General features: G+C 59.4%; 33 protein-coding genes, 2 tRNA genes and 1 pseudogene. 26 read left to right on the top strand and 10 right to left on the bottom strand.

The genetic code is table 11. From position 1 onward, the window contains the following. The 13 genes from hisH to pdxA all read left to right on the top strand — a co-directional run bounded on the left by hisH (window position 1) and on the right by pdxA (window position 8,116). The gene (hisH, locus tag AAFM15_RS04955; protein WP_341685598.1) at window positions 1-657 is read left to right on the top strand and encodes an imidazole glycerol phosphate synthase subunit HisH; all 657 of its coding nucleotides are present in this window, start codon (window positions 1-3) and stop codon (window positions 655-657) included. A gap of 38 nt (window positions 658-695) precedes the next feature. After that, complete coding sequence (gene hisA, locus AAFM15_RS04960; protein WP_341685599.1) at window positions 696-1,436, top strand: 1-(5-phosphoribosyl)-5-[(5-phosphoribosylamino)methylideneamino]imidazole-4-carboxamide isomerase; 741 nt, start codon at window positions 696-698, stop codon at window positions 1,434-1,436. Between the two features lie 2 nt (window positions 1,437-1,438). Then, window positions 1,439-2,287 carry a D-hexose-6-phosphate mutarotase gene (locus tag AAFM15_RS04965; RefSeq protein WP_341685600.1) on the top strand — a complete coding sequence of 283 codons (849 nt, stop codon included), beginning with the start codon at window positions 1,439-1,441 and terminating at the stop codon, window positions 2,285-2,287. A 16-nt stretch (window positions 2,288-2,303) separates the two neighbouring features. Further along, on the top strand, window positions 2,304-3,104 hold the full coding sequence (gene hisF, locus AAFM15_RS04970) for an imidazole glycerol phosphate synthase subunit HisF (protein ID WP_341685601.1): 801 nt from the start codon (window positions 2,304-2,306) through the stop codon (window positions 3,102-3,104). An 8-nt stretch (window positions 3,105-3,112) separates the two neighbouring features. Beyond that, window positions 3,113-3,502: a phosphoribosyl-AMP cyclohydrolase gene (hisI, locus tag AAFM15_RS04975; protein WP_341685602.1), complete on the top strand. Its 390-nt coding sequence runs from the start codon at window positions 3,113-3,115 to the stop codon at window positions 3,500-3,502. A gap of 5 nt (window positions 3,503-3,507) precedes the next feature. After that, window positions 3,508-3,876, top strand: a complete 369-nt coding sequence (locus AAFM15_RS04980; RefSeq protein WP_341685603.1) for a phosphoribosyl-ATP diphosphatase — start codon at window positions 3,508-3,510, stop codon at window positions 3,874-3,876. Window positions 3,877-3,902: 26 nt separating this feature from the next. After that, complete coding sequence (locus tag AAFM15_RS04985) at window positions 3,903-4,283, top strand: hypothetical protein (protein ID WP_341685604.1); 381 nt, start codon at window positions 3,903-3,905, stop codon at window positions 4,281-4,283. Between the two features lies 1 nt (window position 4,284). Continuing rightward, on the top strand, window positions 4,285-4,647 hold the full coding sequence (locus AAFM15_RS04990; protein ID WP_341685605.1) for a histidine triad nucleotide-binding protein: 363 nt from the start codon (window positions 4,285-4,287) through the stop codon (window positions 4,645-4,647). Window positions 4,648-4,745: 98 nt separating this feature from the next. Continuing rightward, entirely contained in the window at window positions 4,746-4,973 is a 228-nt protein-coding gene (gene tatA / locus AAFM15_RS04995) for a Sec-independent protein translocase subunit TatA (RefSeq protein WP_341685606.1), read from the top strand. Window positions 4,974-4,990: 17 nt separating this feature from the next. Continuing rightward, window positions 4,991-5,455, top strand: a complete 465-nt coding sequence (gene tatB, locus AAFM15_RS05000) for a Sec-independent protein translocase protein TatB (protein WP_341685607.1) — start codon at window positions 4,991-4,993, stop codon at window positions 5,453-5,455. 11 nt (window positions 5,456-5,466) lie between these two features. Next, window positions 5,467-6,270, top strand: coding sequence for a twin-arginine translocase subunit TatC (tatC, locus tag AAFM15_RS05005; RefSeq protein WP_341685608.1), 804 nt, complete (start codon window positions 5,467-5,469; stop codon window positions 6,268-6,270). Between the two features lie 47 nt (window positions 6,271-6,317). Beyond that, a complete protein-coding gene (locus AAFM15_RS05010; RefSeq protein ID WP_341685609.1) occupies window positions 6,318-7,070 on the top strand; it encodes a Nif3-like dinuclear metal center hexameric protein in 753 nt (250 codons plus the stop codon). Continuing rightward, on the top strand, window positions 7,067-8,116 hold the full coding sequence (gene pdxA, locus AAFM15_RS05015) for a 4-hydroxythreonine-4-phosphate dehydrogenase PdxA (RefSeq protein WP_341685610.1): 1,050 nt from the start codon (window positions 7,067-7,069) through the stop codon (window positions 8,114-8,116). Before AAFM15_RS05010 ends, pdxA begins: the two co-directional genes overlap by 4 nt. Here pdxA and mscL read toward each other — a convergent pair whose 3' ends face one another. Continuing rightward, complete coding sequence (gene mscL, locus AAFM15_RS05020) at window positions 8,117-8,542, bottom strand: large conductance mechanosensitive channel protein MscL (protein ID WP_341685611.1); 426 nt, start codon at window positions 8,540-8,542, stop codon at window positions 8,117-8,119. A 148-nt stretch (window positions 8,543-8,690) separates the two neighbouring features. Between mscL and petA the strand changes: the two genes are divergently transcribed. The 6 genes from petA (at window position 8,691) to AAFM15_RS05050 (ending at window position 12,781) form a co-directional block, all read left to right on the top strand. After that, a complete protein-coding gene (gene petA, locus AAFM15_RS05025; protein WP_341685612.1) occupies window positions 8,691-9,287 on the top strand; it encodes a ubiquinol-cytochrome c reductase iron-sulfur subunit in 597 nt (198 codons plus the stop codon). Window positions 9,288-9,298: 11 nt separating this feature from the next. After that, a complete protein-coding gene (locus AAFM15_RS05030) occupies window positions 9,299-10,708 on the top strand; it encodes a cytochrome bc complex cytochrome b subunit (RefSeq protein ID WP_341685613.1) in 1,410 nt (469 codons plus the stop codon). A 20-nt stretch (window positions 10,709-10,728) separates the two neighbouring features. After that, entirely contained in the window at window positions 10,729-11,496 is a 768-nt protein-coding gene (locus AAFM15_RS05035; protein ID WP_341685614.1) for a cytochrome c1, read from the top strand. A gap of 93 nt (window positions 11,497-11,589) precedes the next feature. Next, the gene (locus AAFM15_RS05040; RefSeq protein WP_341685615.1) at window positions 11,590-12,201 is read left to right on the top strand and encodes a glutathione S-transferase N-terminal domain-containing protein; all 612 of its coding nucleotides are present in this window, start codon (window positions 11,590-11,592) and stop codon (window positions 12,199-12,201) included. 15 nt (window positions 12,202-12,216) lie between these two features. After that, window positions 12,217-12,648 carry a ClpXP protease specificity-enhancing factor gene (locus tag AAFM15_RS05045; RefSeq protein WP_341685616.1) on the top strand — a complete coding sequence of 144 codons (432 nt, stop codon included), beginning with the start codon at window positions 12,217-12,219 and terminating at the stop codon, window positions 12,646-12,648. A 57-nt stretch (window positions 12,649-12,705) separates the two neighbouring features. Beyond that, a tRNA-Thr gene (locus tag AAFM15_RS05050) sits at window positions 12,706-12,781 on the top strand. Window positions 12,782-12,836: 55 nt separating this feature from the next. On the opposite strand, the gene AAFM15_RS05055 is transcribed toward AAFM15_RS05050, so the two are convergent. Beyond that, window positions 12,837-13,145: a hypothetical protein gene (locus tag AAFM15_RS05055; RefSeq protein WP_341685617.1), complete on the bottom strand. Its 309-nt coding sequence runs from the start codon at window positions 13,143-13,145 to the stop codon at window positions 12,837-12,839. Window positions 13,146-13,217: 72 nt separating this feature from the next. Between AAFM15_RS05055 and secA the strand changes: the two genes are divergently transcribed. The 4 genes from secA to AAFM15_RS05075 all read left to right on the top strand — a co-directional run bounded on the left by secA (window position 13,218) and on the right by AAFM15_RS05075 (window position 18,589). Continuing rightward, complete coding sequence (gene secA / locus AAFM15_RS05060) at window positions 13,218-15,962, top strand: preprotein translocase subunit SecA (RefSeq protein ID WP_341685618.1); 2,745 nt, start codon at window positions 13,218-13,220, stop codon at window positions 15,960-15,962. A 64-nt stretch (window positions 15,963-16,026) separates the two neighbouring features. Further along, window positions 16,027-17,256 carry a bifunctional glutamate N-acetyltransferase/amino-acid acetyltransferase ArgJ gene (argJ, locus tag AAFM15_RS05065; protein ID WP_341685619.1) on the top strand — a complete coding sequence of 410 codons (1,230 nt, stop codon included), beginning with the start codon at window positions 16,027-16,029 and terminating at the stop codon, window positions 17,254-17,256. Further along, window positions 17,253-18,122 (top strand): ATP-binding protein, encoded by an 870-nt coding sequence (locus AAFM15_RS05070; protein ID WP_341685620.1) that lies wholly within the window; start codon window positions 17,253-17,255, stop codon window positions 18,120-18,122. The genes argJ and AAFM15_RS05070 overlap by 4 nt, the downstream gene beginning before the upstream one ends. Next, window positions 18,122-18,589: an NUDIX domain-containing protein gene (locus AAFM15_RS05075; RefSeq protein ID WP_341685621.1), complete on the top strand. Its 468-nt coding sequence runs from the start codon at window positions 18,122-18,124 to the stop codon at window positions 18,587-18,589. Before AAFM15_RS05070 ends, AAFM15_RS05075 begins: the two co-directional genes overlap by 1 nt. A 1-nt stretch (window position 18,590) precedes the next feature. Here the strand turns inward: AAFM15_RS05075 and AAFM15_RS05080 are convergent, their stop codons facing one another. The 8 genes from AAFM15_RS05080 to AAFM15_RS05115 form a co-directional block, all read right to left on the bottom strand. Then, a complete protein-coding gene (locus AAFM15_RS05080; RefSeq protein ID WP_341685622.1) occupies window positions 18,591-18,806 on the bottom strand; it encodes a DNA gyrase inhibitor YacG in 216 nt (71 codons plus the stop codon). After that, complete coding sequence (gene zapD / locus AAFM15_RS05085) at window positions 18,803-19,555, bottom strand: cell division protein ZapD (RefSeq protein ID WP_341685623.1); 753 nt, start codon at window positions 19,553-19,555, stop codon at window positions 18,803-18,805. The genes AAFM15_RS05080 and zapD overlap by 4 nt, the downstream gene beginning before the upstream one ends. Before the next feature lie 23 nt (window positions 19,556-19,578). After that, window positions 19,579-20,196, bottom strand: coding sequence for a dephospho-CoA kinase (coaE, locus tag AAFM15_RS05090; RefSeq protein ID WP_341685624.1), 618 nt, complete (start codon window positions 20,194-20,196; stop codon window positions 19,579-19,581). 13 nt (window positions 20,197-20,209) lie between these two features. Further along, complete coding sequence (locus tag AAFM15_RS05095; RefSeq protein ID WP_341685625.1) at window positions 20,210-21,022, bottom strand: prepilin peptidase; 813 nt, start codon at window positions 21,020-21,022, stop codon at window positions 20,210-20,212. Further along, the gene (locus tag AAFM15_RS05100; protein ID WP_341685626.1) at window positions 21,022-22,242 is read right to left on the bottom strand and encodes a type II secretion system F family protein; all 1,221 of its coding nucleotides are present in this window, start codon (window positions 22,240-22,242) and stop codon (window positions 21,022-21,024) included. The genes AAFM15_RS05095 and AAFM15_RS05100 overlap by 1 nt, the downstream gene beginning before the upstream one ends. After that, complete coding sequence (locus tag AAFM15_RS05105; protein WP_341685627.1) at window positions 22,239-23,438, bottom strand: ATPase, T2SS/T4P/T4SS family; 1,200 nt, start codon at window positions 23,436-23,438, stop codon at window positions 22,239-22,241. The genes AAFM15_RS05100 and AAFM15_RS05105 overlap by 4 nt, the downstream gene beginning before the upstream one ends. A gap of 123 nt (window positions 23,439-23,561) precedes the next feature. Continuing rightward, window positions 23,562-23,638 (bottom strand) — tRNA-Pro (locus AAFM15_RS05110). A 31-nt stretch (window positions 23,639-23,669) separates the two neighbouring features. Then, window positions 23,670-24,599, bottom strand: coding sequence for a polyprenyl synthetase family protein (locus tag AAFM15_RS05115; RefSeq protein ID WP_371833084.1), 930 nt, complete (start codon window positions 24,597-24,599; stop codon window positions 23,670-23,672). Between the two features lie 200 nt (window positions 24,600-24,799). Between AAFM15_RS05115 and rplU the strand changes: the two genes are divergently transcribed. From rplU to obgE, 3 genes and pseudogenes are all read left to right on the top strand, one after another. Continuing rightward, on the top strand, window positions 24,800-25,111 hold the full coding sequence (gene rplU, locus AAFM15_RS05120) for a 50S ribosomal protein L21 (RefSeq protein ID WP_341685629.1): 312 nt from the start codon (window positions 24,800-24,802) through the stop codon (window positions 25,109-25,111). 12 nt (window positions 25,112-25,123) lie between these two features. Beyond that, the gene (rpmA, locus tag AAFM15_RS05125; RefSeq protein WP_341685630.1) at window positions 25,124-25,384 is read left to right on the top strand and encodes a 50S ribosomal protein L27; all 261 of its coding nucleotides are present in this window, start codon (window positions 25,124-25,126) and stop codon (window positions 25,382-25,384) included. A gap of 69 nt (window positions 25,385-25,453) precedes the next feature. Then, window positions 25,454-25,780 (top strand): annotated as a pseudogene (gene obgE / locus AAFM15_RS05130) (GTPase ObgE); the annotation flags it as partial.

The following is a 25,780-nucleotide window of genomic DNA, read 5'->3' on the forward strand; positions in this document are numbered from 1 at the left end:
ATGAGTGTGAACCGCGTCGCCGTCGTTGATTACGGCATGGGCAACCTGCGCAGTGTGGCGCAAGCGGTGATGCATGCGGCCTCCAGCGTAGACCATGCCGAAGTGACGGTCACGTCTGACCCGCAGGTCGTGCGCGATGCCCACCGTGTGGTCTTGCCGGGGCAGGGGGCCATGCCCGACTGCATGCGCGAGCTGCGCGAGTCCGGCTTGCTGGACGCAGTGCTTGAAGCCGCCGCCAGCAAACCCCTGTTTGGCGTGTGCGTGGGTATGCAGATGTTGCTTGACCACAGTGCCGAAGGTGATACGCCCGGCCTGGGTTTGATTGCGGGCGATGTCATCAAGTTTGATCTGGCGGGAAAGTTGCAACCCGACGGCACCCGTTACAAAGTGCCGCAAATGGGCTGGAACCAGGTCTGGCAGGACGCCCCTGCACATGCCTTGTGGCAGGGCATTCCCGACGGCAGCTGGTACTATTTTGTACACAGCTTTTATGCCAAAGTGGCCAACCCGGCGCACAGCGCCGCGCAAACCGATTACGGTGGCCGCTTTGCCTGTGCCATTGCCAAAGACAACCTGTTTGCTACACAGTTTCATCCTGAAAAAAGCGCAGACCAAGGTCTGGCCCTGTTTCGCAACTTCCTCCACTGGCAACCCTGATTGCTGTTTGTTTCTTCATTTTGATTTTCTGACTTGCCATGATTCTGATCCCCGCCATTGACCTCAAAGACGGCCACTGCGTTCGCCTCAAGCAAGGCGATATGGACCAGGCCACCACTTTTGGAGAAGACCCCGCTGCGATGGCTCGCAACTGGCTGGACAAAGGCGCGCGACGCCTGCATTTGGTGGACCTCAATGGCGCTTTTGCCGGCAAACCGCAAAACTTTGGCGCCATCAAGGCCATCCTGCAAGAGGTTGGCTCGGACATTCCTGTGCAGTTGGGCGGTGGCATCCGCGACCTGGACACCATCGAGAAATACATCGACGCCGGTTTGCAGTACGTGATCATCGGTACCGCTGCTGTGAAGAACCCTGGCTTTCTCAAGGACGCCTGCACCGCGTTCGCAGGCCACATTATCGTGGGCCTGGACGCCAAGGACGGCAAAGTGGCCACAGATGGCTGGAGCAAGCTGACAGGTCACGAAGTGGTGGACCTGGCGCAAAAGTTCGAGGGTTGGGGCGTGGAGTCCATCATCTACACCGACATTGGTCGCGATGGCATGCTCAGCGGCATCAACGTGGACGCTACCGTCAAGCTGGCGCAGGCCCTGTCCATTCCCGTCATCGCTTCGGGTGGGCTGTCGAACATGAACGACATCGAACAGCTGTGCGCGGTGGAGGACGAAGGCGTGGAGGGCGTGATTTGTGGGCGTGCCATTTACTCCGGCGACCTTGATTTTGAAGCGGCCCAGCGTCGCGCTGATGAACTGAACGGCTGACCATGACTGCACCGGCCAGCTGTCGCGATGTTCAGTTTGCAGGCTTGCCTGCAACCGAGCTGGCGCTGCCGGGGGGTGACCGTGTTGTGGTGGCCCATCATGGCGCACACGTGCTTTCGTGGGTGGCGGGTGGACGTGAGCGCCTGTACCTGAGTCCAAAAAGCATCATGGATGGTCAAGCGGCCATTCGCGGCGGTATTCCGGTGTGTTTTCCACAGTTCAATATGCGCGGCGACCTGCCCAAGCACGGCTTTGCCCGCAACCTGACCTGGGCCGTCCACGAGCCGAAGCTGGATGCAGGCCAGGCCCATATGGCGCTGAGTCTGCATGACAGCGCTGCCACGCGCCAGTGGTGGGACCAGGCTTTTGAAGCGCGTCTGCTGATCGAGCTGACGCCTGGCGCGTTGCAGATCGAGCTGGCTGTGCGCAATACCGACACGACGCCGCTGGAATTCACCGGCGCACTGCACAGCTATTTCGCGGTCAGTGACGTGGCGCAGGCCAGGCTGCTGGGCCTGGGTGGCCGCGCCGAATGGGATGCGGTGACTGACCGGCATGGCACCGCTGCACCCGATCTGTGCTTTGCGGGCGAGTTTGACCGCGTCTATTCCGCCGCGCCGCAAGGCTATGAATTGCTCGATGGTTCGCACTCGCTGTCGATCGAACAGGACATGGACTGGGCGCACACTGTGGTCTGGAACCCCGGCGCTGACAAGTGTGCAAGCCTCAAAGACATGCCTGCCGACGGCTGGCAATACATGCTCTGCGTCGAAGCCGCGCAAGTGTACGAACCTATCGTTGTGCCGCCCGGCGACTTCTGGCAAGGCGCGCAGCGCCTGCGCGTCAACTGATTTTGAAAAGACTCTCATGCTTGCCAAACGCATCATCCCCTGCCTGGACGTGACCGGTGGTCGCGTGGTCAAGGGCGTCAACTTTGTCGAACTGCGTGACGCAGGCGACCCGGTCGAAATTGCCGCCCGCTACAACGAGCAAGGCGCTGACGAACTCACTTTTCTCGATATCACCGCCACCAGCGATGGGCGCGATGTGATCCTGCACATCATCGAGGCGGTGGCTTCGCAGGTGTTCATTCCTCTGACGGTGGGCGGAGGCGTACGTACGGTTGAAGACGTGCGCCGCCTGCTCAACGCCGGGGCAGACAAGACCAGTTTCAACTCGGCAGCCATTGCCAATCCACAGGTGATTCGCGATGCCTCCAACAAATACGGGGCGCAGTGCATCGTGGTGGCCATCGACGCCAAACGCCGTACACCTGAAGACGAGCAACGCATCGGACCCAGTGGTCAAGCCATGGGCCCCGGCTGGGATGTCTACAGCCACGGTGGTCGCAAAAATGTGGGGCTGGATGCCGTGGCCTGGGCTACGCAAATGGCCGAGTACGGTGCGGGTGAAATTTTGCTCACCAGCATGGACCGCGATGGCACCAAGAGCGGCTTTGACCTGCAGCTGACCCGCGCCGTGGCCGACGCCGTGAGCGTACCCGTCATCGCTTCCGGCGGTGTGGGCAACCTGGACCACCTGGCCGACGGCGTGAGCATGGGTGGTGCCGATGCCGTGCTGGCTGCCAGCATCTTCCACTATGGCGAATACACGGTGCAGCAAGCCAAAGAGCGCATGCGCGAGCGTGGCATCACCGTCCGACTGTGAGGAGCACTATGGATTGGCTCGACACCATCAAATGGGACGACAAAGGCCTGGTGCCTGTCATTGCCCAGGAAAACGCCACAGGCGATGTGCTGATGTTCGCCTGGATGAACCGCGAGGCCTTGCGGAAAACCGCTGAATTGAAGCGTGCCGTGTACTTCAGCCGTTCCCGCAACAAGCTGTGGTTCAAGGGCGAAGAGTCGGGCCATGTGCAGCAGGTGCACGACATCCGGCTGGACTGCGACAACGATGTGGTGCTGCTCAAGGTGACCCAGCTGGGCCACGAGCCGGGGATCGCCTGCCACACCGGTCGTCACAGCTGCTTTTTCCAGAGCCTGCAGGATGGACAATGGCAGGCATTGGATCCGGTCCTCAAGGACCCCGAAACGATTTACAAGTGAACCCCATGAGCAATCAGGACATCCTCGACCGTCTGGCCGCCGTGGTCGAAAGCCGCAAACCGGCCAACGGCGGCGACCCCGAAAAAAGCTATGTGGCCCGCCTGCTGCACAAGGGGCCTGACGCCTTCCTCAAGAAAATCGGCGAAGAAGCCACCGAGACCGTGATGGCCGCCAAGGACGTGGATCACGGTGGCGATGCCTCCAAACTGGTGTACGAAGTGGCTGATCTGTGGTTTCACAGCATGATCGCGCTGGCGCACTATGGCCTGACGCCTGCCGATGTGGTCAATGAGCTGGCTCGTCGTGAGGGCTTGAGTGGGCTGGAAGAAAAAGCCTTGCGCAAGGCGCAGGCCCGCGAAGCGTCAGGCGAGTAAAGTTATCAAACCACAGGGAGGTGGCGATGGATGACAGTTTGATCAATGACAGCAACCGCACCATCAGCTGGGTCAGCTATATCCTGCATCTCATCGTGGCGGTGAGTGCCATCATTCCAGGGGCTCAAGTCGGTCCCGTGCTTCTTGTGGTGGCGCTGGTCATGGACCTGGTGAAAAAAGGCGATGTGCGCGAGCCCTGGATGGCGAGTCATTTCGATTTTCGCATCCGCACGGTGTTGTGGGCAGCGGTGCTCTACGCAGTGACTTTGCCGCTGTGGTTCCTGTTTTTATTGCCGGGCTGGTTGGCCTGGTGTGGCATTTCGATCTGGTTTCTCTACCGGATCGTGCTGGGCATGGTGCGGCTCAATGCGGCACGCGCCATGGTCGAAATTGATGAAGGTCTATGAAATGAGCGCAGCGGACTCTAACTGCATTTTCTGCAAGATCGTGGCGGGCAAAATCCCGTCGCGCAAGGTCCACGAAGACGACCATGTTTTTGCTTTCCATGACATCGCGCCTTGGGCGCCGGTTCACTTTCTCATCATTCCGAAATTGCATATCCCGTCCATGGCGCATGTGGGTGCTGAACACGGCAACTTGATGGCGCACATGATGACCCTGGCTCCCAAGCTGGCCATGCAGGAAGGGTGCAACCCTTATCCTGAAGGGGGTTACCGAATCGTGCTCAACACGGGCACCGAAGGCGGCCAGGAGGTGCACCACCTGCACATGCATGTCATGGGCGGTCCACGCCCCTGGCTCAAGGGTTGAATCGAAAACTGAAACGGGGGCAAACCCCATACTGGCGAGGGTGTTCGCTCAAATGTGGGCGATCGCACTTAGAATCCGGGCATTGTTAGGAGAAACACATGGGTTCCTTTTCCATTTGGCACTGGCTGATCGTTCTGCTGATCGTGGTCATGGTGTTCGGCACCAAAAAACTCAAGAACATCGGGTCTGACCTGGGTGGTGCCGTCAAGGGCTTCAAGGATGGCATGAAAGACGGCTCTGCCGACGACAAGCCGGCCGCACAGGTAGAAGCCGGCAAAGCTGCCGAAAAAACGACCATCGACGTCGAAGCCAAAACCAAGTCCTGATGCAGGGTTGATGCGCAGTGCTTGACCTTGGTTTGTCCAAAATGGCCCTCATCGGCGTGGTTGCGCTGGTGGTGATTGGGCCTGAGAAGCTGCCCCGCGTGGCCCGAACCATGGGAACGTTGCTGGGCAAGGCCCAGCGCTATGTGGCAGACGTCAAAGCCGAGGTCAACCGGTCCATGGACCTGGATGAGCTGCGCAAAATGAAGGACTCTGTGGAGTCCGCGGCCCGCGATGTCGAACAATCCGTTCAAACCACCACGGCCGATTTTGAGAAAAACTGGGCCGAGGCCACGGCAGGTCTCAACAGCGACGGACCGCAGTGGAAAGACCCTGCCCCCGCTTACCAGGCTCCACGCAAAAACTGGCGCCTCAAACGCGGTGCCACGCCCCAGTGGTACAAGGCGCGCAACGGGGTGCGTACGCGCGCCCAGTCCGGCGCGGCCCGTGTGGCGCGTTACCGTCCGCCGGGCTTGCGCGGCTGAAGCATTGAAACATGTCTGATTCCGAATCCAAGCGCGACGAACCGTCGCTGGGCCCCGAGCAGCCTTTTGTGGCGCATCTGATCGAGTTGCGTGACCGGCTGATGCGTGCCTTGATTGCCGTAGGCGTTGCTGTGGTTATTTTGGCTCTCTATCCTGGGCCTGGACAGCTTTACGACATCCTGGCGCAGCCTCTGGTGGCCAATTTGCCCGAAGGGGCAACCTTGATTGCCACCTCGGTCATCTCGCCTTTCATGGTCCCGCTCAAGATCTTGTTGATGGCAGCCTTTTTGTTGGCCTTGCCTGTGGTGCTCTATCAGGTCTGGGCATTTGTGGCGCCTGGTTTGTACTCCCATGAAAAACGACTGGTGGTGCCCTTGGTCATCTCCAGCACGGTGCTGTTTTTCATTGGCGTGGCGTTTTGCTACTTTTTCGTGTTCGGGCAGGTGTTCAAGTTCATCCAGAGCTTTGCGCCCAAAAGCATCACAGCTGCGCCTGATATCGAGGCGTATCTCAGCTTTGTGCTGTCGATGTTCCTGGCTTTTGGACTGGCCTTCGAGGTGCCCGTTGCCGTGGTGGTGCTGGCGCGGCTGGGCATTGTGAATGTTGAAAAACTCAAGGCATTCCGCGGTTACTTCATTGTGCTGGCCTTTGTGATTGCGGCGATCGTGACGCCGCCGGATGTGGTTTCTCAGCTCTCGCTGGCCATTCCCATGTGTTTGCTTTACGAGTTGGGGATTTGGGCTGCGCGCTTTTTCAACAACTACAGCAAGGCACCCGAAGAGAGTCTGCCCGAGCAAACGCCATCGCAAGACTGAGCGGGACAGTGTTGCTTGCGCCACAATAGACGCAAGAGGAACACTACATGACGGACGCCCAAACCCTGGGGCGCGCACTCGATGAGCTGCTGCAGCCCGAACGCTTCAAAGACTATGGCCCCAACGGTCTGCAGGTGCAGGGCGACCGGCCTGTGCGCAAACTGGTTTCGGGTGTGACGGCCAGCAAGGCCTTTATTGAAGCAGCCCTTGCCCAAAATGCCGATGCACTGCTGGTGCACCATGGTCTGTTTTGGCGCGGACAGGATGGACGTATCACGGGCTGGCTGCGCGAGCGCTTGCGTCTCTTGCTGGCGCAGGGTGTGCACTTGTGGGCCTACCACCTTCCGCTGGATGCACACCCGGAACTGGGCAACAACGCGCAGCTGGGCATTCAGTTGGGCTTGCGCGCGGATGCCCGTTTTGGGGATCAAGACCTCGGCTTTGTAGGTGATGCGCCGAGCGCTTTGGTCGAGCTCGGTGCCTGGCCTGCGCATGTGCAGCAAATCTTGGGCAAAGCGCCTGTATGTGTGCCTGGTGATGGGCGTCCTGTGCGCCGGGTAGCCTGGTGTACCGGTGGGGCGCAGGGCTATATGGAGGCGGCGATGGCTGCAGGAGCCGACCTGTACATCACCGGTGAAATTTCCGAGCCCCAGGCGCATCTGGCTCGCGAAATGGGCGTGGCGTTCATGGCCTGTGGACACCACGCCACGGAACGCTACGGAGCGCCAGCCGTGGGGCGCACGATTGCAGCTCAGTTGGGGCTGGAACATGAATTCATCGAGATCGACAACCCAGCATGAAACCTGTTTTGATCACCTTGGGTGATGCTTGCGGGATTGGTCCCGAAATTGTCGCCAAAACCTGGGTACGCGAATCGGCCTGTCCTCAGCGGTGCTGTGTGGTGGGGGATGCTGGTGTCATGGCGCGGGCGGTGATGTTGTCGCAGGAGACACGCCATCTGAAAGTGAGAGCCTTGACTTCGCTGGCCCAGTGGCGTCCGTGCGCGTCAGACGAGTTGCAGGTCTGGCAGACAGGCGCGCCTGCGCCACAGTGGCCATATGGGCAAGTGCATGCAGGGGCGGGGCGTTTGGCAGGCGAAGCGGTGCTGGCCGCCACACGCGCGGCATTGAACGGTCAGGCGCGGGGCGTCGTCACTGCGCCTTTGCATAAGGAGGCCTTGCATGCTGCTGGCGCACCCTACGACCGCTACCCGGGGCACACCGAGTTGTTGCAGGACGAGGCAGCGCGCCATGCAGGCGTACCGCTTGAGCAGATGCCCGTGCGCATGATGCTGGCCAACCCGCAGTTGCGCACGGTGCTGGTGACGATTCACATGTCTTTGCGCAAGGCGCTGGATGCAATCACTACGGCCAGCGTGTTGGAAACCTTGCGTATCACCCACGAAGCACTTTCACCGATCTTGGGGCACTCACCCCGGATGGCGGTGGCAGGTGTCAACCCGCATGCAGGCGAGGGTGGTTTGTTTGGCGATGAAGAGCAAACCGTTTTGATGCCGGCGATTGCGCAGGCCCGATCCGAAGGCCTGTTGGCGACAGGGCCCTATGCGCCTGACACCGTGTTCATGCGGGCCCGCGATACAGAGCAACATCCGGGCGAGTTCGATGTGGTGCTGGCCATGTACCACGACCAGGGCTTGATTCCGGTGAAATACCTGGGGGTAGAGCAGGGCGTGAATGTGACGCTTGGTCTGCCCCTGATTCGGACCAGTCCGGATCACGGCACGGCTTTTGATATTGCCGGGCGGGGTGTGGCCGACCCGTCCAGCTTGCAGCAGGCATTGCGCATGGCCATGCAAATGGCCGATGCGCGAGACGCGGCCGTGTGATCAGCCGCGTTGCTTGAGGCTGTCGCGAATTTCGCGCAGCAGGGCAATGTCTTCCGGCGTCGGTGCGGGCTCTGCAGGGGCCGCTTCCGGTTGAGACTTCATGCGGTTGATCTGACGGATCATCACAAAGATCACGAACGCCAGGATGGCGAAATTCAGCGCAATGCTGAAGAAACTGCCAAAGGCCAGGACGGCGCCTTGTTTCTTGGCTTCAACCAGGGCCAGGCTGGTGTCCTGCCCGGCCAAGGGTAGGTAGTAGTTGCTGAAGTCGAGCTTGCCAAAGACCAGGCTGACCATGGGCATGATGATGTCGTCCACCATGGAGCCGACGATTTTCCCGAAGGCGCCGCCAATGATCACGCCAACGGCCAGATCGACCACATTGCCTTTCATGGCGAAGTTTTTGAATTCTTGTGCGAATGACATCTAAAGTTCCTCCTTGTTAAGTGGTCTGGATGATATCGAATCCCGCCATGACCTGGTGCAAAAAACAGCAGTTTTGTAAGAAGGCCGTACAGGAGTCTCCATTACAATCACGGGTTGACCCTAATCAAAAGACTCATAGAGGATTACCATGAGTGATACCCCAGTCGACAGCAGCAAGCGGACTTGGCTCATTGCCTCCGGATGCGCGGGTGCCGTAGGCGCCGGCTTCGTAGCCACCCCGTTTGTCAGCTCCTTCCAGCCTTCCGAACGTGCCAAAGCGGCTGGTGCCGCCGTGGAAGTGGATATTTCCGCTCTCAAAGAAGGTGAAAAACTCACCGTCGAATGGCGCGGCAAGCCTGTATGGATCATGAAGCGCTCACCCGAGCAGCTGGAGTCGCTCAAAAAAGTGGAGGGTCAACTTGCCGATCCCACCTCGAGCCGCACGGCTTACCCCACCCCCGAGTATGCAAAGAACGGTCACCGGTCCATCAAGCCTGAAGTGATGGTCGCAGTGGGCATCTGTACCCACCTGGGATGCTCTCCTGGCGACAAATTTGCAACCGGACCTCAGCCTTCGCTGCCGGATGACTGGCAAGGCGGTTTCCTGTGTGCTTGCCACGGCTCCACCTTCGATCTGGCAGGTCGTGTGTTCAAGAACAAGCCCGCGCCAGACAACCTGGAAGTGCCCCCCCACATGTACCTGTCTGACACCAAGCTGCTCATTGGTGAAGACAAAAAGGCCTGATGGAGACTGACATGGCTGAATTCAAAGAAATTTCTCCGAACGCGCCCGCAGGCGAAAAACTCCTCAACTGGATCGACAACCGTTTCCCGCTGTCGAAGCTCTACAAGGAGCACATGAGCGAGTACTACGCGCCCAAGAACTTCAACTTCTGGTACATCTTCGGTTCCCTGTCGCTGCTGGTGCTGGTCATCCAGATCGTCACAGGCATTTTCCTGGTCATGCATTACAAGCCTGACGCGGCTGTGGCTTTTGCCTCGGTCGAGTACATCATGCGCGATGTGCCCTGGGGCTGGCTGATTCGCTACATGCACTCCACTGGCGCTTCAGCCTTCTTTGTGGTGGTGTATCTGCATATGTTCCGTGGCCTGATGTACGGCAGTTACCGCAAGCCGCGCGAGCTGGTCTGGATCTTCGGTTGCGCGATTTTCCTGGCCCTGATGGCCGAAGCCTTCATGGGCTATCTGCTGCCTTGGGGCCAGATGTCCTACTGGGGCGCCCAGGTGATCGTGAACCTGTTCTCCGCCATTCCCTTCATCGGTCCTGATCTGGCGCTGCTGATCCGTGGCGATTACGTGGTGGGAGACGCTACGCTCAACCGCTTCTTCAGCTTCCACGTGATTGCTGTGCCTCTGGTCCTGCTGGGTCTTGTGGTTGCACACATCATTGCTTTGCACGAAGTGGGCTCCAACAACCCTGATGGTGTGGAGATCAAAGGCCCGAACGCACCCAAAGACGCGAACGGCAAACCTCTGGACGGCATTCCTTTCCACCCTTACTACTCAGTGCATGACGTGTTCGGCGTAGGCTTGTTCCTGATGGCATTTACCGCCATCGTGTTCTTTGCCCCCGAGTTCGGTGGTTACTTCCTCGAATACAACAACTTCATTCCGGCTGATCCGCTGACCACGCCTTTGCATATCGCGCCCGTCTGGTACTTCACGCCGTTCTATTCGATGCTGCGTGCCATCACCAGCGAGATGATGTACGCCCTGATTGCCTGTGTGGTCGTTGGCGCCGTGCTTGCCGTGGTCAAGGGCAAACTGCCTCAGGTGTTGAAGATGGCCGTCATTGGCGCAGCCGTGGTGATTTCTGCCATGATGTTGTCGATCGACGCCAAGTTCTGGGGTGTGGTGGTGATGGGTGGCGCTGTGGTGATCCTGTTCTTCCTGCCCTGGCTGGACAACAGCCCGGTCAAGTCGATCCGCTACCGTCCTGATTGGCACAAATACCTGTATGCCGTGTTTGTGATCAACTTCCTGATCCTGGGTTACCTTGGTGTTCAGCCGCCGTCGCCCATTGGCGAGCGCGTGTCCCAAGTGGGCTCCCTGTTCTATTTTGGCTTCTTCCTGTTGATGCCATGGTGGAGCAAGCTGGGCACACCCAAGCAGGTCCCCGATCGCGTGACCTTCAAGCCTCACTGAGTTAGCGGAGTGTGATGATCATGAACAATTTCAAAAAATTCGCACTGGGCTTGCTCGTGGCCCTGGGTATGACCGCAGGCGTCCAAGCCGCAGGCGGTGGTGGCATTGCCTGGGACAAAGCGCCCAATCGCACCAATGACCTTGGCGCCTTGCAACACGGCGCCAAGCTGTTTGCCAACTACTGCCTGAACTGCCACTCGGCCGCCTTCATGCGGATCAACCGCCTCAAGGACATTGGCCTGAGCGAGCAACAGATCAAGGACAACTTGCTGTTCACCTCGGACAAGATCGGCGACACCATGAAAGCCGCCATTGATCCGAAGCAGGCTAAAGAATGGTTCGGTGCCAATCCGCCTGACCTGACCGTGATTGCCCGTGCCAAAGCCGGTCATGGTGGCACAGGGGCTGATTACCTCTACACCTATCTGCGTACGTTCTACCGTGATGACAACCGTCCCACCGGCTGGAACAACCTGGTTTTCACCAACGTGGGCATGCCCCATGTGCTGTGGGAGCTGCAGGGTGAGCGTAAACCTGTCTACGAAGAGATCGAAGAGCACGGTCACAAAGTGCACGTCTTCAAGGGCTGGGAACAAGTCAAGCCAGGCTTGATGACGCCCGCCCAGTACGATGATGCGATGGCCGATCTGGTAAGCTACATGCAATGGATGGCCGAGCCGGCACAAAACACCCGTGTGCGCATTGGCGTGTGGGTGCTGTTGTTCCTGGCGGTGTTCACCTTTATTGCTTGGCGCCTGAACGCTGCGTTCTGGAAAGACATCAAGTAAACCCGATTTAGGCTGGCGTCACGCCGGCCTGAGCAGAGTGGGTCAGCCCCGTGGCTGCCCCACTCTTTTTGATTTTTAGAGGAGCCTGTTGCCATGATGGTGCTTTATTCCGGAACGACCTGTCCGTTCTCTCACCGTTGCCGTTTTGTATTGTTCGAAAAAGGCATGGACTTCGAAATCCGTGATGTGGACTTGTACAACAAGCCCGAAGACATCAACGTGATGAACCCTTATGGCCAAGTTCCGATTCTGGTTGAGCGTGACCTGATTTTGTACGAGTCGAACATCATCAACGAGTACATTGACGAGCGCTTCCCACACCCCCAGCTCATGCCTGGTGACCCGGTGGACCGCGCCCGCGTGCGCCTGTTCCTGCTGAACTTCGAAAAAGAGCTGTTCGCTCACGTTTCCACCCTGGAAAACCGCGCCCTCAAAGGCAATGACAAGGCGCTTGAAAAAGCCCGTTCGCATATCCGCGATCGCCTGACCCAACTGGCCCCTGTGTTTTTGAAGAACAAATACATGCTGGGCGATAACTTTTCCATGCTGGATGTGGCCATTGCTCCGCTGCTCTGGCGCTTGGACTACTACGGTATCGAGTTGTCCAAGAACGCTGCGCCCCTGCTCAAGTACGCCGAACGCATCTTCTCGCGTCCGGCTTATATCGAAGCACTGACGCCGTCTGAAAAGGTGATGCGCAAGTAACTGTGCGCGCCGCTCATGATCCACTCGACCGATTACCCATCCACCAAGCCTTATTTGTTACGCGCCATTTATGAATGGTGTGGCGACAACGGCCTGACGCCCTATGTGGCCGTCAAGGTGGATGCTTCGGTGCGCGTGCCCATGGAGTTCGTCAAAGACGGCGAGATTGTGCTCAATGTCAGCATGGATGCCACCAGCGCATTGCAGATGGACAACGACTACATCTCTTTCAAGGCCCGCTTTGGCGGACAGCCCCGGGAGATTGTGGTGCCCGTCGATCGTGTGTTGGCCATCTATGCCCGTGAAAACGGACAAGGCATGGCCTTTCCGATCAGCGAAGTCGATGCAGGGGGCAAGGGCGCAGAGCAGGCTCGAGCCTCGGTCGAGGACAGCGAGTCTCCACCACCCACTGCTCCCCAGCGCCCGGGATTGCGCAGAATTAAATAAGAAATTTCACCTGCAGTTTCAAAGACCGCAGTTGAACGCGTTTAAAATCTCATCCGTGCCGGATTAGCTCAGTTGGTAGAGCACCCGCCTTGTAAGCGGTAGGTCGTCAGTTCGAATCCGACATCCGGCACCATTTACAAACGCACCTTGTAATGCATGGTGCGTTTTTTTACGTCTGTTGTACGGTTTTAACGTGTGGTTAAGTGCACCTTGACCCGTACCTCTTTGACGGGCAACCCTTTGTCTTGCAGCTTGGCCACAATGGCCGGTACAAATTGCCTGATTTTGGCGGCTGCCGCATTGGATGGCGTCAGCAAATGCCACACCCCTTCGTCAAACGGGCCGGCCTGAACCAGAGTGCGCAGTGTGGGGGGCAGCATGGGCCGAATGGCCACCAGGCAGTCGCTGGACAGGCGCACGCGTTCGGTCAGCCGAGCCAGGGCAGGTGAGTCCTGGGCGGCTTGTTCGAGGCTGATGGCGAAATGGCGTCGTTCCATAGAGGGACTCAATTATCCCGGAAGGGGCGGGTGGGGCCGATTTGGCCATGGCCAGCCGGTAAAATGCCGGCCATGTCTCTGAACGTCCTCACCAAACTCTTTGGCAGTCGCAACGACCGCCTCCTCAAGCAATACCGCAAGACCGTTGAACGGATCAATGCCCTCGAATCCAGTCTGGAAGGCTTGAGCGACGACGAGTTGCGTGGCAAGACCCAGGCGTTCCGTGACCGGGTACAGGCGGGCGAGTCGCTCGATGCGCTGCTGCCCGAGGCGTTTGCCGTGGTGCGCGAAGGTGCCAAGCGCGTCATGAAGATGCGCCACTTTGATGTGCAGCTGATTGGCGGGATTACCCTGCACCAGGGCAAGATTGCCGAAATGCGTACGGGTGAAGGCAAGACCCTGACCGCCACGCTGCCGGTGTACCTCAATGCCCTGAGTGGCAAGGGTGTGCACGTCGTCACCGTCAACGACTACCTGGCGGGGCGCGACGCGCAGTGGATGGGGCGTCTGTACAACTTCCTGGGTTTGTCGGTGGGCGTGAACCTGCCCAATATGTCCCGCGAAGACAAGCAGGCTGCTTACGCCGCAGACATCACCTACGGCACCAACAACGAATACGGTTTTGACTACCTGCGCGATAACATGGTCTACGAAGCCCATGACCGCGTGCAGCGCGTGCTTAACTACGCCATCGTGGACGAGGTGGACTCCATCCTGATCGACGAGGCACGCACACCGCTCATCATCAGCGGTCAGGCTGAAGACCACACTTCGATGTACCTGGCCATCAAGCAGGTGGTGCCGCTGCTGACCAAGCAGGAAGGTGAAGAAGACCCGCGTACGGGCCAGGGCATCATTGTGCGTGGCGACTTTACAGTGGACGAAAAGTCCCGCCAGGTGTTCCTGACCGAGCAAGGCCACGAAAAAGCCGAGCAAGTGCTGTCGCAGCTGGGCCTGATTCCCGAAGGGGCCAGCCTGTACGAGCCCGCCAACATCACGCTGATGCATCACCTCAATGCAGCACTGCGTGCCCAGCATCTGTATCACCGCGACCAGCACTATGTGCTGCAAGACGGCGAGATCGTGATCGTGGACGAATTCACCGGTCGCTTGATGGCTGGTCGTCGCTGGAGCGATGGTTTGCACCAGGCTGTGGAAGCCAAGGAAGGCGTGCAGATCCAGGCCGAAAACCAGACCCTCGCCTCCATCACCTTCCAGAACTATTTCCGTCTGTACGGCAAGTTGTCCGGCATGACCGGCACGGCTGATACCGAAGCCTACGAATTCCAGGAAATCTATGGCCTGGAGACCGTGGTCATTCCACCGCACCGCAAGAACCTGCGTGCTGACCAGCTTGACCGCGTCTACAAAACCGCGCAGGAAAAATACAAAGCTGCGATTGACGACATTCGCGAGTGCCATGAGCGTGGCCAGCCTGTGCTGGTGGGTACCAGCTCAATTGAAAACTCCGAGCTGATCTCCCAGTTGCTCACGCAAGCCAAGTTGCCACACCAGGTGCTCAACGCCAAGCAGCACGCCCGCGAGGCTGACATCGTGGCCCAAGCGGGTCGCGCTGGCATGATCACCATTGCCACCAATATGGCCGGTCGCGGTACCGATATCGTGCTGGGTGGCAACATCGAAAAAGACATCCAGGCGGTTGAAGCTGATGAAGCCCTCACGCCTGAGCAACGCGAAGCGCGTGTGGCGCAACTGCGCGAGCAGTGGCAGCAAGACCATGCCAAGGTCAAGGAGCTGGGCGGCTTGCGCATCATTGCGACCGAGCGCCACGAGTCCCGCCGTATCGACAACCAGCTGCGTGGCCGTTCGGGCCGCCAGGGTGACCCCGGTTCTTCCCGCTTCTATCTGAGCCTGGACGATCCGCTGATGCGCATCTTTGCGGGCGACCGCGTGCGCGCCATCATGGACCGCCTGAAGATGCCTGAGGGCGAAGCCATCGAAGCCGGTATCGTCACACGCAGCATCGAAAGCGCGCAGCGCAAGGTGGAGTCGCACAACTTCGACATCCGCAAGCAGCTGCTGGAGTACGACGACGTTTCCAACGACCAGCGCAAAGTCATTTACCAGCAGCGCAATGACATTCTGGACGCCAGCGATCTGAATGCGCAGATGGCTTCTTTGCGTGAAGGTTGCTTTACCGATCTGGTGCGCCAATACGTGCCTGCCGAGTCGGTGGAAGAGCAGTGGGACTTGCCTGCTTTGGAGAAGGTGCTGGCCGAGGAGTGGCAAGTGCCGGTGCAGTTGCAGGCGCGTCTGGCTGCCTCGGACAATCTGACCGATGACGACATCCTCGAGCAGGTTAACGAGGCTGCAAATGCCCAGTTCCAAGCCAAGCTTGATGCCGTTGGCGAAGCCAACTTCACCTCCTTTCAGAAGATGGTGTTGTTACAAAGCATCGACACCCACTGGCGCGATCACCTGAGTGCTTTGGACTACTTGCGCCAGGGTATTCATCTGCGTGGCTACGCCCAAAAGCAGCCGAAACAGGAATACAAGCGCGAAGCCTTCGAGTTGTTCGGTATGCTGCTGGACGCGGTTCGCAACGAGGTGACCCGCATCTTGATGACGGTGCGCATCGAGTCGCCCGAGCAAATCGATCAAGCCGCGCACGCCATTGAAGAACGTGCTGAGCACATCGCCAACATGACTTACAGTGCGCCGGACGAAACCGGCCAGGCCCAAGTGACATCGGTCGATGAGGCCCAAAAGGCCGCTTGGGGCCATGTGGGGCGCAACGATCCTTGCCCTTGCGGCAGCGGCAAGAAGTTCAAGTTTTGCCATGGCAAACTCAGCTAAAGCAAGGTACCACACACAACGGGCTTCGGCCCGTTTTTCTTCGTTCATTGACTGAAAGACTTTCATGGCTGTTCATCTTTCTGCCCCCAATCTGCAAGACATCCATGCTGTCGCTGGCGTGCGCATTGGCATCACCGAAGCGGGCGTTCGCAAAGCCAACCGCAAGGACCTGACGGTGTTTTTGCTCGACGAAGGCACCAGCGTGGCGGGCGTGTTCACCAAGAACCGTTTTTGTGCCGCACCGGTGCAGGTGTGTCGTGAGCATTTGGCCGCGGGCCAAGGTGTGCGTGCCATCGTGATCAACACGGGCAACGCCAATGCAGGAACCGGTGCTTCGGGCCTGGCCCATGCCCGCCAGACCAGCGAGGCCATGGCCAAGCTACTGGGCTGCAGCGCGCAGCAGGTGTTGCCGTTCTCAACGGGTGTGATCATGGAGCCGCTGCCGGTGGACAAAATCATTGCAGCCATGCCCAAAGCCATTGAATTGGCCCAGGCAGATGCGTGGGCTGTGGCGGCCGAAGGCATCATGACCACCGACACGGTGCCCAAGGCCGCCAGCGTGCAGGTGCAGATTGACGGCGTGACCGTGACCGTGACCGGCATCAGCAAAGGCGCGGGCATGATCCGCCCGAACATGGCCACCATGCTGGGTTATCTGGCCACCGATGCTGCCATTGCGCCTGAGTTGATGACTGACCTGGCCAAGACTTTGGCCGATGGCTCGTTCAACTGCGTCACGGTCGACGGCGATACATCTACCAACGACTCCTTCGTGGTCATGGCCACGCACAAGGCTGCACATACGCCCATCACCTCCTGGGGCAGTGCCCAAGGTCAAGCGCTGATGCAGGCCATGCTGCAAGTGGCCCGCCAACTGGCGCACGCCATCGTCCGTGATGGCGAGGGAGCCACCAAGTTCATCACCATTGCGGTCGAAGGTGGTCGTGATGCGCAAGAGTGCGCACAGGTCGCCTATGCGATTGCGCACTCGCCCTTGGTGAAAACCGCATTCTTCGCCAGCGACCCGAACCTCGGCCGCATTCTGGCTGCGGTGGGTTATGCAGGCATTGAAGACCTGGACCAGGGCTTGATCGAGCTGCACCTGGACGATGTGCATGTGGCGACGCTCGGTGGCCGTCACCCGCAGTACAAAGAAGAGGACGGTCAGCGCGTGATGAAACAGTCCGAGATCACGGTGCGCGTGGGCTTGGGCCGTGGTGCGGCCAGTCACACGGTCTGGACCTGCGACCTGAGCCATGAGTACGTCACCATCAACGCTGACTACCGGTCATGAGTACTGCACTGGAACAATTGCTGGAAAAAGTCAGCCAGCTGGTGGACCGCATTGAATCGGTCTTGCCTCAGCCTTTGTCGGCCCCTGACTGGAGCCAGGCCGTGGCATGGCGCTACCGCAAGCGTTCCAGTGGTCATGGCGTGCTCGAACCCGTGCGCCATGTGGCCGCGCTGTCGCTTGATGAGCTCAAGGAAATCGACGACCAAAAAGAGAAGATGCAGCGCAACATCGAGCAGTTTGTGCAGGGTCGTCCGGCCAACAATGTGCTGCTCACTGGCGCACGCGGTACCGGCAAATCGTCGCTCATCAAGGCCTGTCTCAACCAGTTTGCACCGCAAGGCCTGCGTCTGATCGAGGTCGACAAGGACGACCTGACCGACTTGCCAGACATCATCGAGGTGGTGGCCAACCGGCCCGAAAAATTCATGGTCTATTGCGACGACCTGAGCTTTGAAGATGGCGAGCCTGGCTACAAGGCGCTCAAATCCATTCTGGATGGCTCGGTCGCTGCAGCCACACCCAATGTGCTGGTGTGCGCCACCAGCAACCGCCGCCACTTGCTGCCCGAGTACATGAGCGAGAACCTGACCTACAAGCATACGCCCGATGGCGAAGTGCACCCGGGTGAAGGTGTGGAAGAAAAAATTTCGCTGTCCGAGCGCTTTGGCCTGTGGATCAGCTTTTACCCCTTCTCGCAGGACGAGTACCTCACCATTGCGAACCAGTGGTTGGGTGCATTGGGTGCAAGCACCGCACAGATCGAAGAAGCGCGCCCTGCAGCGCTGTTGTGGGCTTTGGAGCGCGGATCGCGCAGTGGCCGTGTGGCCTACCAGTTTGCGCGTGATTTCATGGGGCGTCTGGCCTGATGAGCAACACCTTGGTGGCTGATGGACAACAGGCGCGAGAAGGCGGCGCAGACCGCCCCGTGACCGAGGTCGCAGTAGGCGTGCTGCTGCAAAAGGACGGGGCTTTTTTGCTGACTTCGCGCCCGGCAGGCAAGGTCTACGAGGGCTACTGGGAGTTTCCTGGCGGCAAGCTTGAAGCCGGTGAAACGGTGGAGCAGGCGCTGCGCCGTGAGTTGCAGGAAGAGTTGGGCATCACCATTGGTCCGGTGGAACTTTGGAAAATCCAGATGGTGGACTACCCGCACGCCTTGGTGCGCCTGCACTTTTGCAAGGTACGTCAGTGGAAGGGTGAGCTGCAGATGCGCGAGGCCCAGTCGTTTGCCTGGCAACAGCTGCCGGTAGCGGTGGTGCCAGTCCTTCCAGGCACTGTGCCGGTGTTGGCCTGGTTGGCCGATGAACGCGGCTTTCAGGCCGCGACCCACAGCTGATTTACGGGATCAGTTTGGGGTCGCCAAATTCGGCGTCCGGTGGGGTGTCTTCGGGCAAACGAAACGACTCGCTGGCCCAGGCACCAAAGTCGATGCCCTTGCAGCGTGCGCAGCAAAACGGACGATAAGGGTTGCTGCTGCCATACACACTGTCGCCGCCGCAGGCCGGGCAGTTCACGATGCGGACAGTGATGGGGGGCTGTGATGCGGCGCTCATGCGCACAGAGACATTTCAAACGGCACGTCTTCGGCAATGGGGGCCAGGCGACCTTCTTGCGTACGCATCATGCGAATCACGACCAGTAATCGGTTGCCGCTGATTTCGGGCACAGCCTCCAGGGTGGGGTCAATGCGCAAGCGCAGCAGTTGGAAGGTGCGCCCTTGGGGCAGGTTTTGCTGCACCTGACCGGCCACAGCCATCATTTTCTGGAACTTGCTGGACTCTCGCAGCATTTGCATCAGGCTGTGAATGGCTTGCGACAGGGGGACAAAGCTGGCGCTCCAGCGCAGCATGTCTTCGCGGCGGCGTTCGGCAGGCAGGTGTTGCCAGGCGTGGTAGCCAGGCAGGTCGAACTCGCAGGTGCCCCCTGGGATGCTGCTGCGGCTGCGCAGGGCGCTCAGGAACTCACTGTCCTGCGCGGGCAGGCTGAGTTTGCCGACTTGCTCGTTGATGGCTTCAAAGTGTGCATCGAGTTGGGCAATGACCTGGTCAAGCGCCTGCTCGGAAATGGCCGGGTTGCCACGGTAGCTGTTGTAGAGCTGTTTTTGGCGGTCCAGGTCCTTGAGTACATCGCTTTTGAGCTCGGAGCGACTGCCCACGTCCATGATTTCGAACAGGGTGGTCAGCGCAAAGTGGTGGTCCACCGGTTCGCTACGTGGCACCAGCTGGCCAAAGCGTGCAAACAGGTGCTCAAGCCGCAGGTAAGTGCGGATGCGCTCGTTGAAGGGGAATTCGTAAAGTATCACGCAGCGTGTTCCTCAGGCCTCCATCATAGCCCGAACTGACGGGCCACTTTTTTGACTTCGGCTTGCAAGGCGCTCATGTCCAAGCCCTCATTGAGCAGGATCACATCGGCCACCTGAGCTCGCTGGGCTCGGCTGGCCTGTTGGTCAATGATGCGTTGCACCTCTTCGCGTTGCAGGCCGCTGCGTTGCATGACGCGTGCAATTTGTGTTTCTGTGCTGCAGTCGACGACCAGCACCTTGTCGACTTCCTTGCGCCAGCGATCGCCGGCCTCGACCAGCAAGGGGATGTCCAGAACGACCACGCGTGCCCCGGCTTCGGCGGCGGCTTGCGCTTGTTGGCGGATGGTTTGGGTGACCAGAGGATGAATGATGGCTTCGAGCTGTTGGCGAGCATTCGGGTTGCCAAACACCAGGGCGCGCATGGCCTGGCGGTCCATAGCGCCATGGGGATCGATCATTTGCGAGCCAAAAGTCTGGGCAATAGAGGGTAGGGCGGCGCCCCCAGGAGCGGTCAATTGCCGCGAGATGGCGTCAGCATCAATGACCACGGCCCCCAAGCTCGACAACATGGCCGATACGGTGCTCTTGCCGCTGCCAATGCCGCCGGTCAGGCCGATGCGCAATGTAGTCGGTGCATTCATGCGATCAAGTGTCTCACAGCCAGAGCGTGGGCTTGTAGAGCATCAGTACCAGGCCTGCCACGGCCAGGTAGGGACCAAAGGGAATTTGGGCCTGAGGTTGCAAACGACACCGCAGCCATTGCACCAGCACCACCAGCAGGGCACTCAGGCTGGCCAGCAACAGCACGCTGACCAGCGCGGGCCAACCCAGCCAGGCCAGCAGGGCTGCCAGAAGCTTGGCGTCTCCGCCACCCAGGCCGTGCTGGTTGCGCAGCTTGAGGTACAGCCAGTCCAGCGCCCAGAACAGACCATAGCCCAACATGGCGCCCCACACGGCATCGTTCAGGCTTGCTGGCGTCCAGCCCAGACTGGAGGCGGCCAGGCCGCCCCACAGCAAAGGCAAAGTGATGGCGTCGGGCAGCAAAGTGGTTTGTAGATCAATCCGTGTCAAAGCCAGTAATGCCGAGGCGTAAACCGCTGCGCTCCAACCCTGGGGTGTGGGGCCAAAGTGAACGATGCACAAGACCCATAACCCGGCATTGAGCAATTCGGTCAAGGGGTACGCCCAGCTGATAGGGGTGTGACACTGGCGGCAACGGCCACGCAGCGCCACGAAACCGAGCACCGGGACCAACTCCCATGCCGACAAGGTATGGCTACAGTGGGGGCAGTGTGAGCGTGGGAAACTCAGTGAGAGCGTGGGGGCTTTTTTGTCCTTGTCTTGTTCGTGTTCGTGTTCGTGTTCGTGCAGCACCATGCGAGGCAATCGGTAAATCACCACGTTCAGAAAGCTGCCAAAAATCAGGCCCAGCAAACCGGCCAGCGCCCACACAAGGTTGTCGTTCATCAGAACAATTGTCCCATCCTGAAGATGGGCAAGTACAGCGCCACCAGAATGCCTCCAATGACCAGGCCTAGGACCACAATGATCAAGGGCTCCATCAGGGTGCTGAGCGTGCGGATGTGTTCTTGCAGTTGGGCATCCATCAGCTGCCCGATGCGTGACAGCAGCAGGGCCATGGCGCCGGTTTCCTCGCCGGTGTGCACCATTTGCACCATCAATGCAGGTACGTGTCCGTGTTGTGCCAATGCTTCGCTCAGGCGGGTGCCTTGGGCGACTTGTTGACTCCACTTGGCACTGAGTTGTTGATAGACACTGTGGTCGCAGGCCTGCCCGGCCGGGGGCAGCGCTTCAGCCAGTGGTACGCCAGCGGCGAGCAAGGCTGCCAGTGTCTGGCTCCAGCGGGCCATGACGGCGGTGCTCACCAAGCTGCGCATGCCGGGCAAATGTAGCTGGAGTTTTTCGAAAGACTGCATCAAGGCAGCTGTCTTTCCGGACCCGTGAAGCGCGTAAGCTGCAAGCGGCAAGAGCAGCAGGGCCGGCGACCATGCTTGCAGCCAGCGACTGATGCCCAGAATCATTTGTGTGGGTAACGGCAAGGGCTGGCCTGAGCCCAGAAACACTTCCTCAAATACCGGCACCACAGCCACCATGATCAATCCCAATACCAGCATGGCGATCACCATCACGATCGCTGGATAGGCCAGAGCGGAGCGTACTTTGCCAGCCAGCAAAACATTGCGCTCGAGTGTGTCGGCCAGACGTTCCAGGCAGTCATCCAAAATGCCTGCGCTCTCGCCGGCCTGGACCATGCTGATGTACAGCGAGCTGAACTGCCCGCTGCTGCGCAGTGCATCAGTCAGGCTGCTGCCTTGTGCAATGGCCTGTTGCAGCTGGCCTAGCAATAGTTGCGTTGGGCCAGGCGCTTGGGTGCGTGTCAGCAAATCCAGAGCCTGCATGAGGGGGACGCCCGTTTTGATCAAGGTGCTCAGTTGCCGGGTCAGACTGGTGATGTCTTTTGCGCGAATGGATGGCTGGGTGCGCTGCAGCCGGTAGCGAATACGCACAGGCAGCAAGCCTTGTTGGCGCAGCTGCGCCATGACCAGGGCTTTGGGTTGACGCCCAGGTGTGTGGCCTTTGAGTTGGCGTGCATCCGCAGTGCGTGCCTGCCACTCGGTTTGCCAACGCCAGGGCCAAGCTGCAGCACTTGGTGTTGGGCGGTTCATGCCAGCTCCTGTGTCGAGCTCATGACTTCTTGCACAGAGGTGATTCCTTGCATGACCTTGCGCAAACCCGCCTGACGCAGCGACAGCACGCCGCCTGCTCGGGCCTGCTGTGCCAAGGCAGAAGCAGGGGCTTGCGCTAACAGCAAGTCCCGCAACGTGCTGTGCACGGGCATGACCTCAAAAATGCCGGTGCGCCCCCGGTAGCCTTGGTGGCACTGTGGGCAGCCCTCGGTGTGTGCATGAAAACCCGTCACGACCGCTTCGGAGGACTGGCCTCCCATCTGTGCCCATTCCTGGGCGGACCAGGTGGCGGGTTCACGGCACGAGGAGCACAGCTTGCGTACCAGGCGCTGAGCGGTCACGAGCTTGACGCTGGCGGCAATGTTGTAGCTGGCTACCCCCATGTTCATCAACCGGGCCAGCGTGGATGGTGCGTCGTTGGTGTGCAGGGTGGATAGCACCAGATGTCCGGTTTGCGAGGCTTGAATGGCGATGTGTGCGGTTTCCAGATCGCGAATCTCGCCCACCATCAAAATGTCCGGGTCCTGGCGCAAGAATGCGCGCAACACTGTGGCAAAGTCCAGTCCCGGTTTGTCCTGCACATTGACCTGGTTGATTCCGGGCATCGGGATTTCGCAGGGGTCTTCTACCGTGGAGATGTTGACGCCCTCTCGGTTGAGCTGATGCAAGCAAGCGTAAAGCGATTGCGTTTTACCCGCGCCCGTAGGACCCGTGACCAGAACCAGGCCTTCGGGTTTGGCAATCGCATCACGCAGCCATTGCAACTGCTGCGGTTCGTAACCCAGGCTGTCCAGGGGCTGCATGGCGTGGTGGTTGTCCAGCAGGCGAAGCACCAGTTTTTCGCCGTGCAGTGTGGGCAGGGTGCTCACGCGCAAATCTAGCTCTTTGCCACCTGGGAGACTGAGCTTCATGCGCCCGTCCTGGGGGAGGCGTTTTTCTGCAATGTCCAAGCGCGCCAGCACTTTGATGCGCGAGGCCAGCCGGTCTTTCAAAGGCAGGGGAGGCGTGTCGATTTCGCGAAGAACGCCGTCGACCCTTACGCGGACACGCAATTGGTGTTCGTAGGGCTCGACATGTACATCCGAGGCCAGCAGCTGAGCCGCCTGCTCCAGAATTTTTTGCAAATACAGGACGGCGGGCGCGTCTTCGCCCACCTGCAATTGGGGGTCGGCCATGTTCTCTCCCTGATGTTTTTTTCGAACATCATGAGGGAACTGGCCGGTACAGGTCAATGAGGGGTGACGCTAAATTGAAAAAACCCACTGACCCGAGAGATCAGTGGGTTTGGAGCCGGTTTTTGGTCGGGGTGAGAGGATTCGAACCTCCGGCCTCTACGTCCCGAACGTAGCGCTCTACCAGGCTAAGCTACACCCCGCCAAGGCCGAGATTGTAGCGTCAATTGGTGCTCAAGTCCGGCGTTGCAGCAGTTGCGAGGCCAGGGCCACCATGGCCTGGCGGTAGGTGTTGTCGGGCAGTCGCAAGGCGGCGTCAATGGCGCGTTGGGCTTCTGCCGCAGCGGCCTCACGGGTGCCTTGCAGGGCGCCGGTGCTGCGAACAATGTCTACGATCTGGCTCAGCTGCTCGACGCTGCCGTTTTCAATCGCCTCGCGGATGGTTTGGCTTTGCTCGGGCGTGCCTTTTTGCATGGCCAAAATCAAGGGCAGGGTGGCTTTGCCTTCGCGCAGGTCGTCGCCCAGGTTTTTGCCCATTTCGGCGGCGTTGCCGTCGTAGTCCAGTACATCGTCAATGACCTGGAAAGCGGTACCCAGGGCTTGGCCATAAGTGGCGCATGCCTCTTCGACGGCGGCGGTGTGGCCGCCCAGAATGGCACCAAGACGGGCGCTGGCTTCAAACAGTTTGGCGGTTTTGGAACGAATCACACGCAGGTAGCCTTCTTCTTCCAGGCTGGCGTCGTGCATGTTCATGAGCTGCAGCACTTCGCCTTCGGCGATCACGTTGGTGGCGTCGGCCAGCACCTGCATGACGCGCATGCTGTCGGCATCTACCATCATCTGGAAGGCGCGGGAATACAAAAAGTCGCCCACCAGCACGCTGGCCGGGTTGCCAAAGCTTTCGTTGGCGGTCGGGCGACCGCGGCGCAGGGTGGATTCATCCACCACATCGTCGTGCAGCAAGGTGGCGGTGTGGATGAATTCGACCACAGCAGCCAGATTGTGACGCTGGGCGCCGGTGTAGCCCAGGGCGCCGCAGGTCAGCAGCAGCAAGACCGGGCGTAGGCGTTTACCGCCGGCCGAGATGATGTAACGCGCGACTTCGCCCACCAAGGGCACGCCCGAGTCCAGTCGCTCACTGATCACGCGATCCACCTCGGCCATGTCTGAGGCGACCAGTTGCAGGACGTCGGCGGTGGATTCGATGGTGGCGGACAAGGCGGTGTTCCTGTGGGGCGAGGCAGACTGCACCTCGCTGAGTGCTGAATTATAGGTGGCTTGCCTCTGGTTTTCAGGCGTGATAGAATCAAAGGCTCTGCGGGGAATTCGCCCTGCGGGAGACTCCTAATTCGAAGAGGTCATATATGTACGCGGTCATAAAAACCGGTGGCAAGCAGTATCGCGTTGCTTCCGGCGAAAAAATCAAAGTAGAACAGATTGCTGCGGACGTTGGCCAGGAAATCGTGATTGACCAGGTTCTGGCCGTCGGTAACGGCGCTGAAATCAAGGTTGGTACGCCCCTGGTGTCCGGCGCAACTGTCAAAGCCACGGTCGTGGCGCACGGCAAGCACGACAAAGTGCGTATTTTCAAAATGCGTCGTCGTAAGCACTACCAGAAGCGTCAAGGTCATCGTCAGCAATACACCGAACTGCAAATCGGTGCAATCGCTGCCTAAGGAGAACAGGTCATGGCACAGAAAAAAGGCGGCGGCTCTACGCGCAACGGTCGTGATTCCAAGCCAAAGATGCTGGGTGTCAAGGCTTTCGGTGGTCAACTGATCAGCGCCGGCTCCATCATCGTGCGTCAACGTGGCACCAAATTCCACGCTGGCAACAACGTGGGTATCGGCAAGGACCACACCCTGTTTGCTCTGGTGGACGGCCATGTGTCGTTCGCAACCAAAGGCGAGCTGAACAAGCACACCGTGAACGTGACCCCGGCCGCTTAAGCCTGGTTCCGTTTTCAGCGAAGCAGCCCCGCCCGTCGGGGCTTTTCGCTTTTTTGAACTGGATACATCATGAAGTTTGTTGACGAAGCCTATATCGACATCGCTGCAGGTGACGGTGGGAACGGCTGCGTCTCCTTCCGTCATGAAAAGTACAAAGAATTTGGCGGCCCCGACGGTGGCGACGGTGGCCGTGGTGGGCACGTGTTTGCCCTGGCCGACCCCAACCTCAACACTTTGGTGGACTACCGCTATTCGCGCCGCCACGAGGCCAAGCGCGGCCAGCACGGCATGGGCTCGGACATGTTCGGCGCCATGGGCGACGACGTGGTCTTGAACCTGCCCGTGGGCACCGAGGTTTACGACGAAGAGACCGGCGACTTGTTGTTTGAGTTGTTG

This window comes from Limnohabitans sp., assembly GCF_038134685.1.
Classification (GTDB): Bacteria; Pseudomonadota; Gammaproteobacteria; order Burkholderiales; family Burkholderiaceae_C; genus Limnohabitans_A.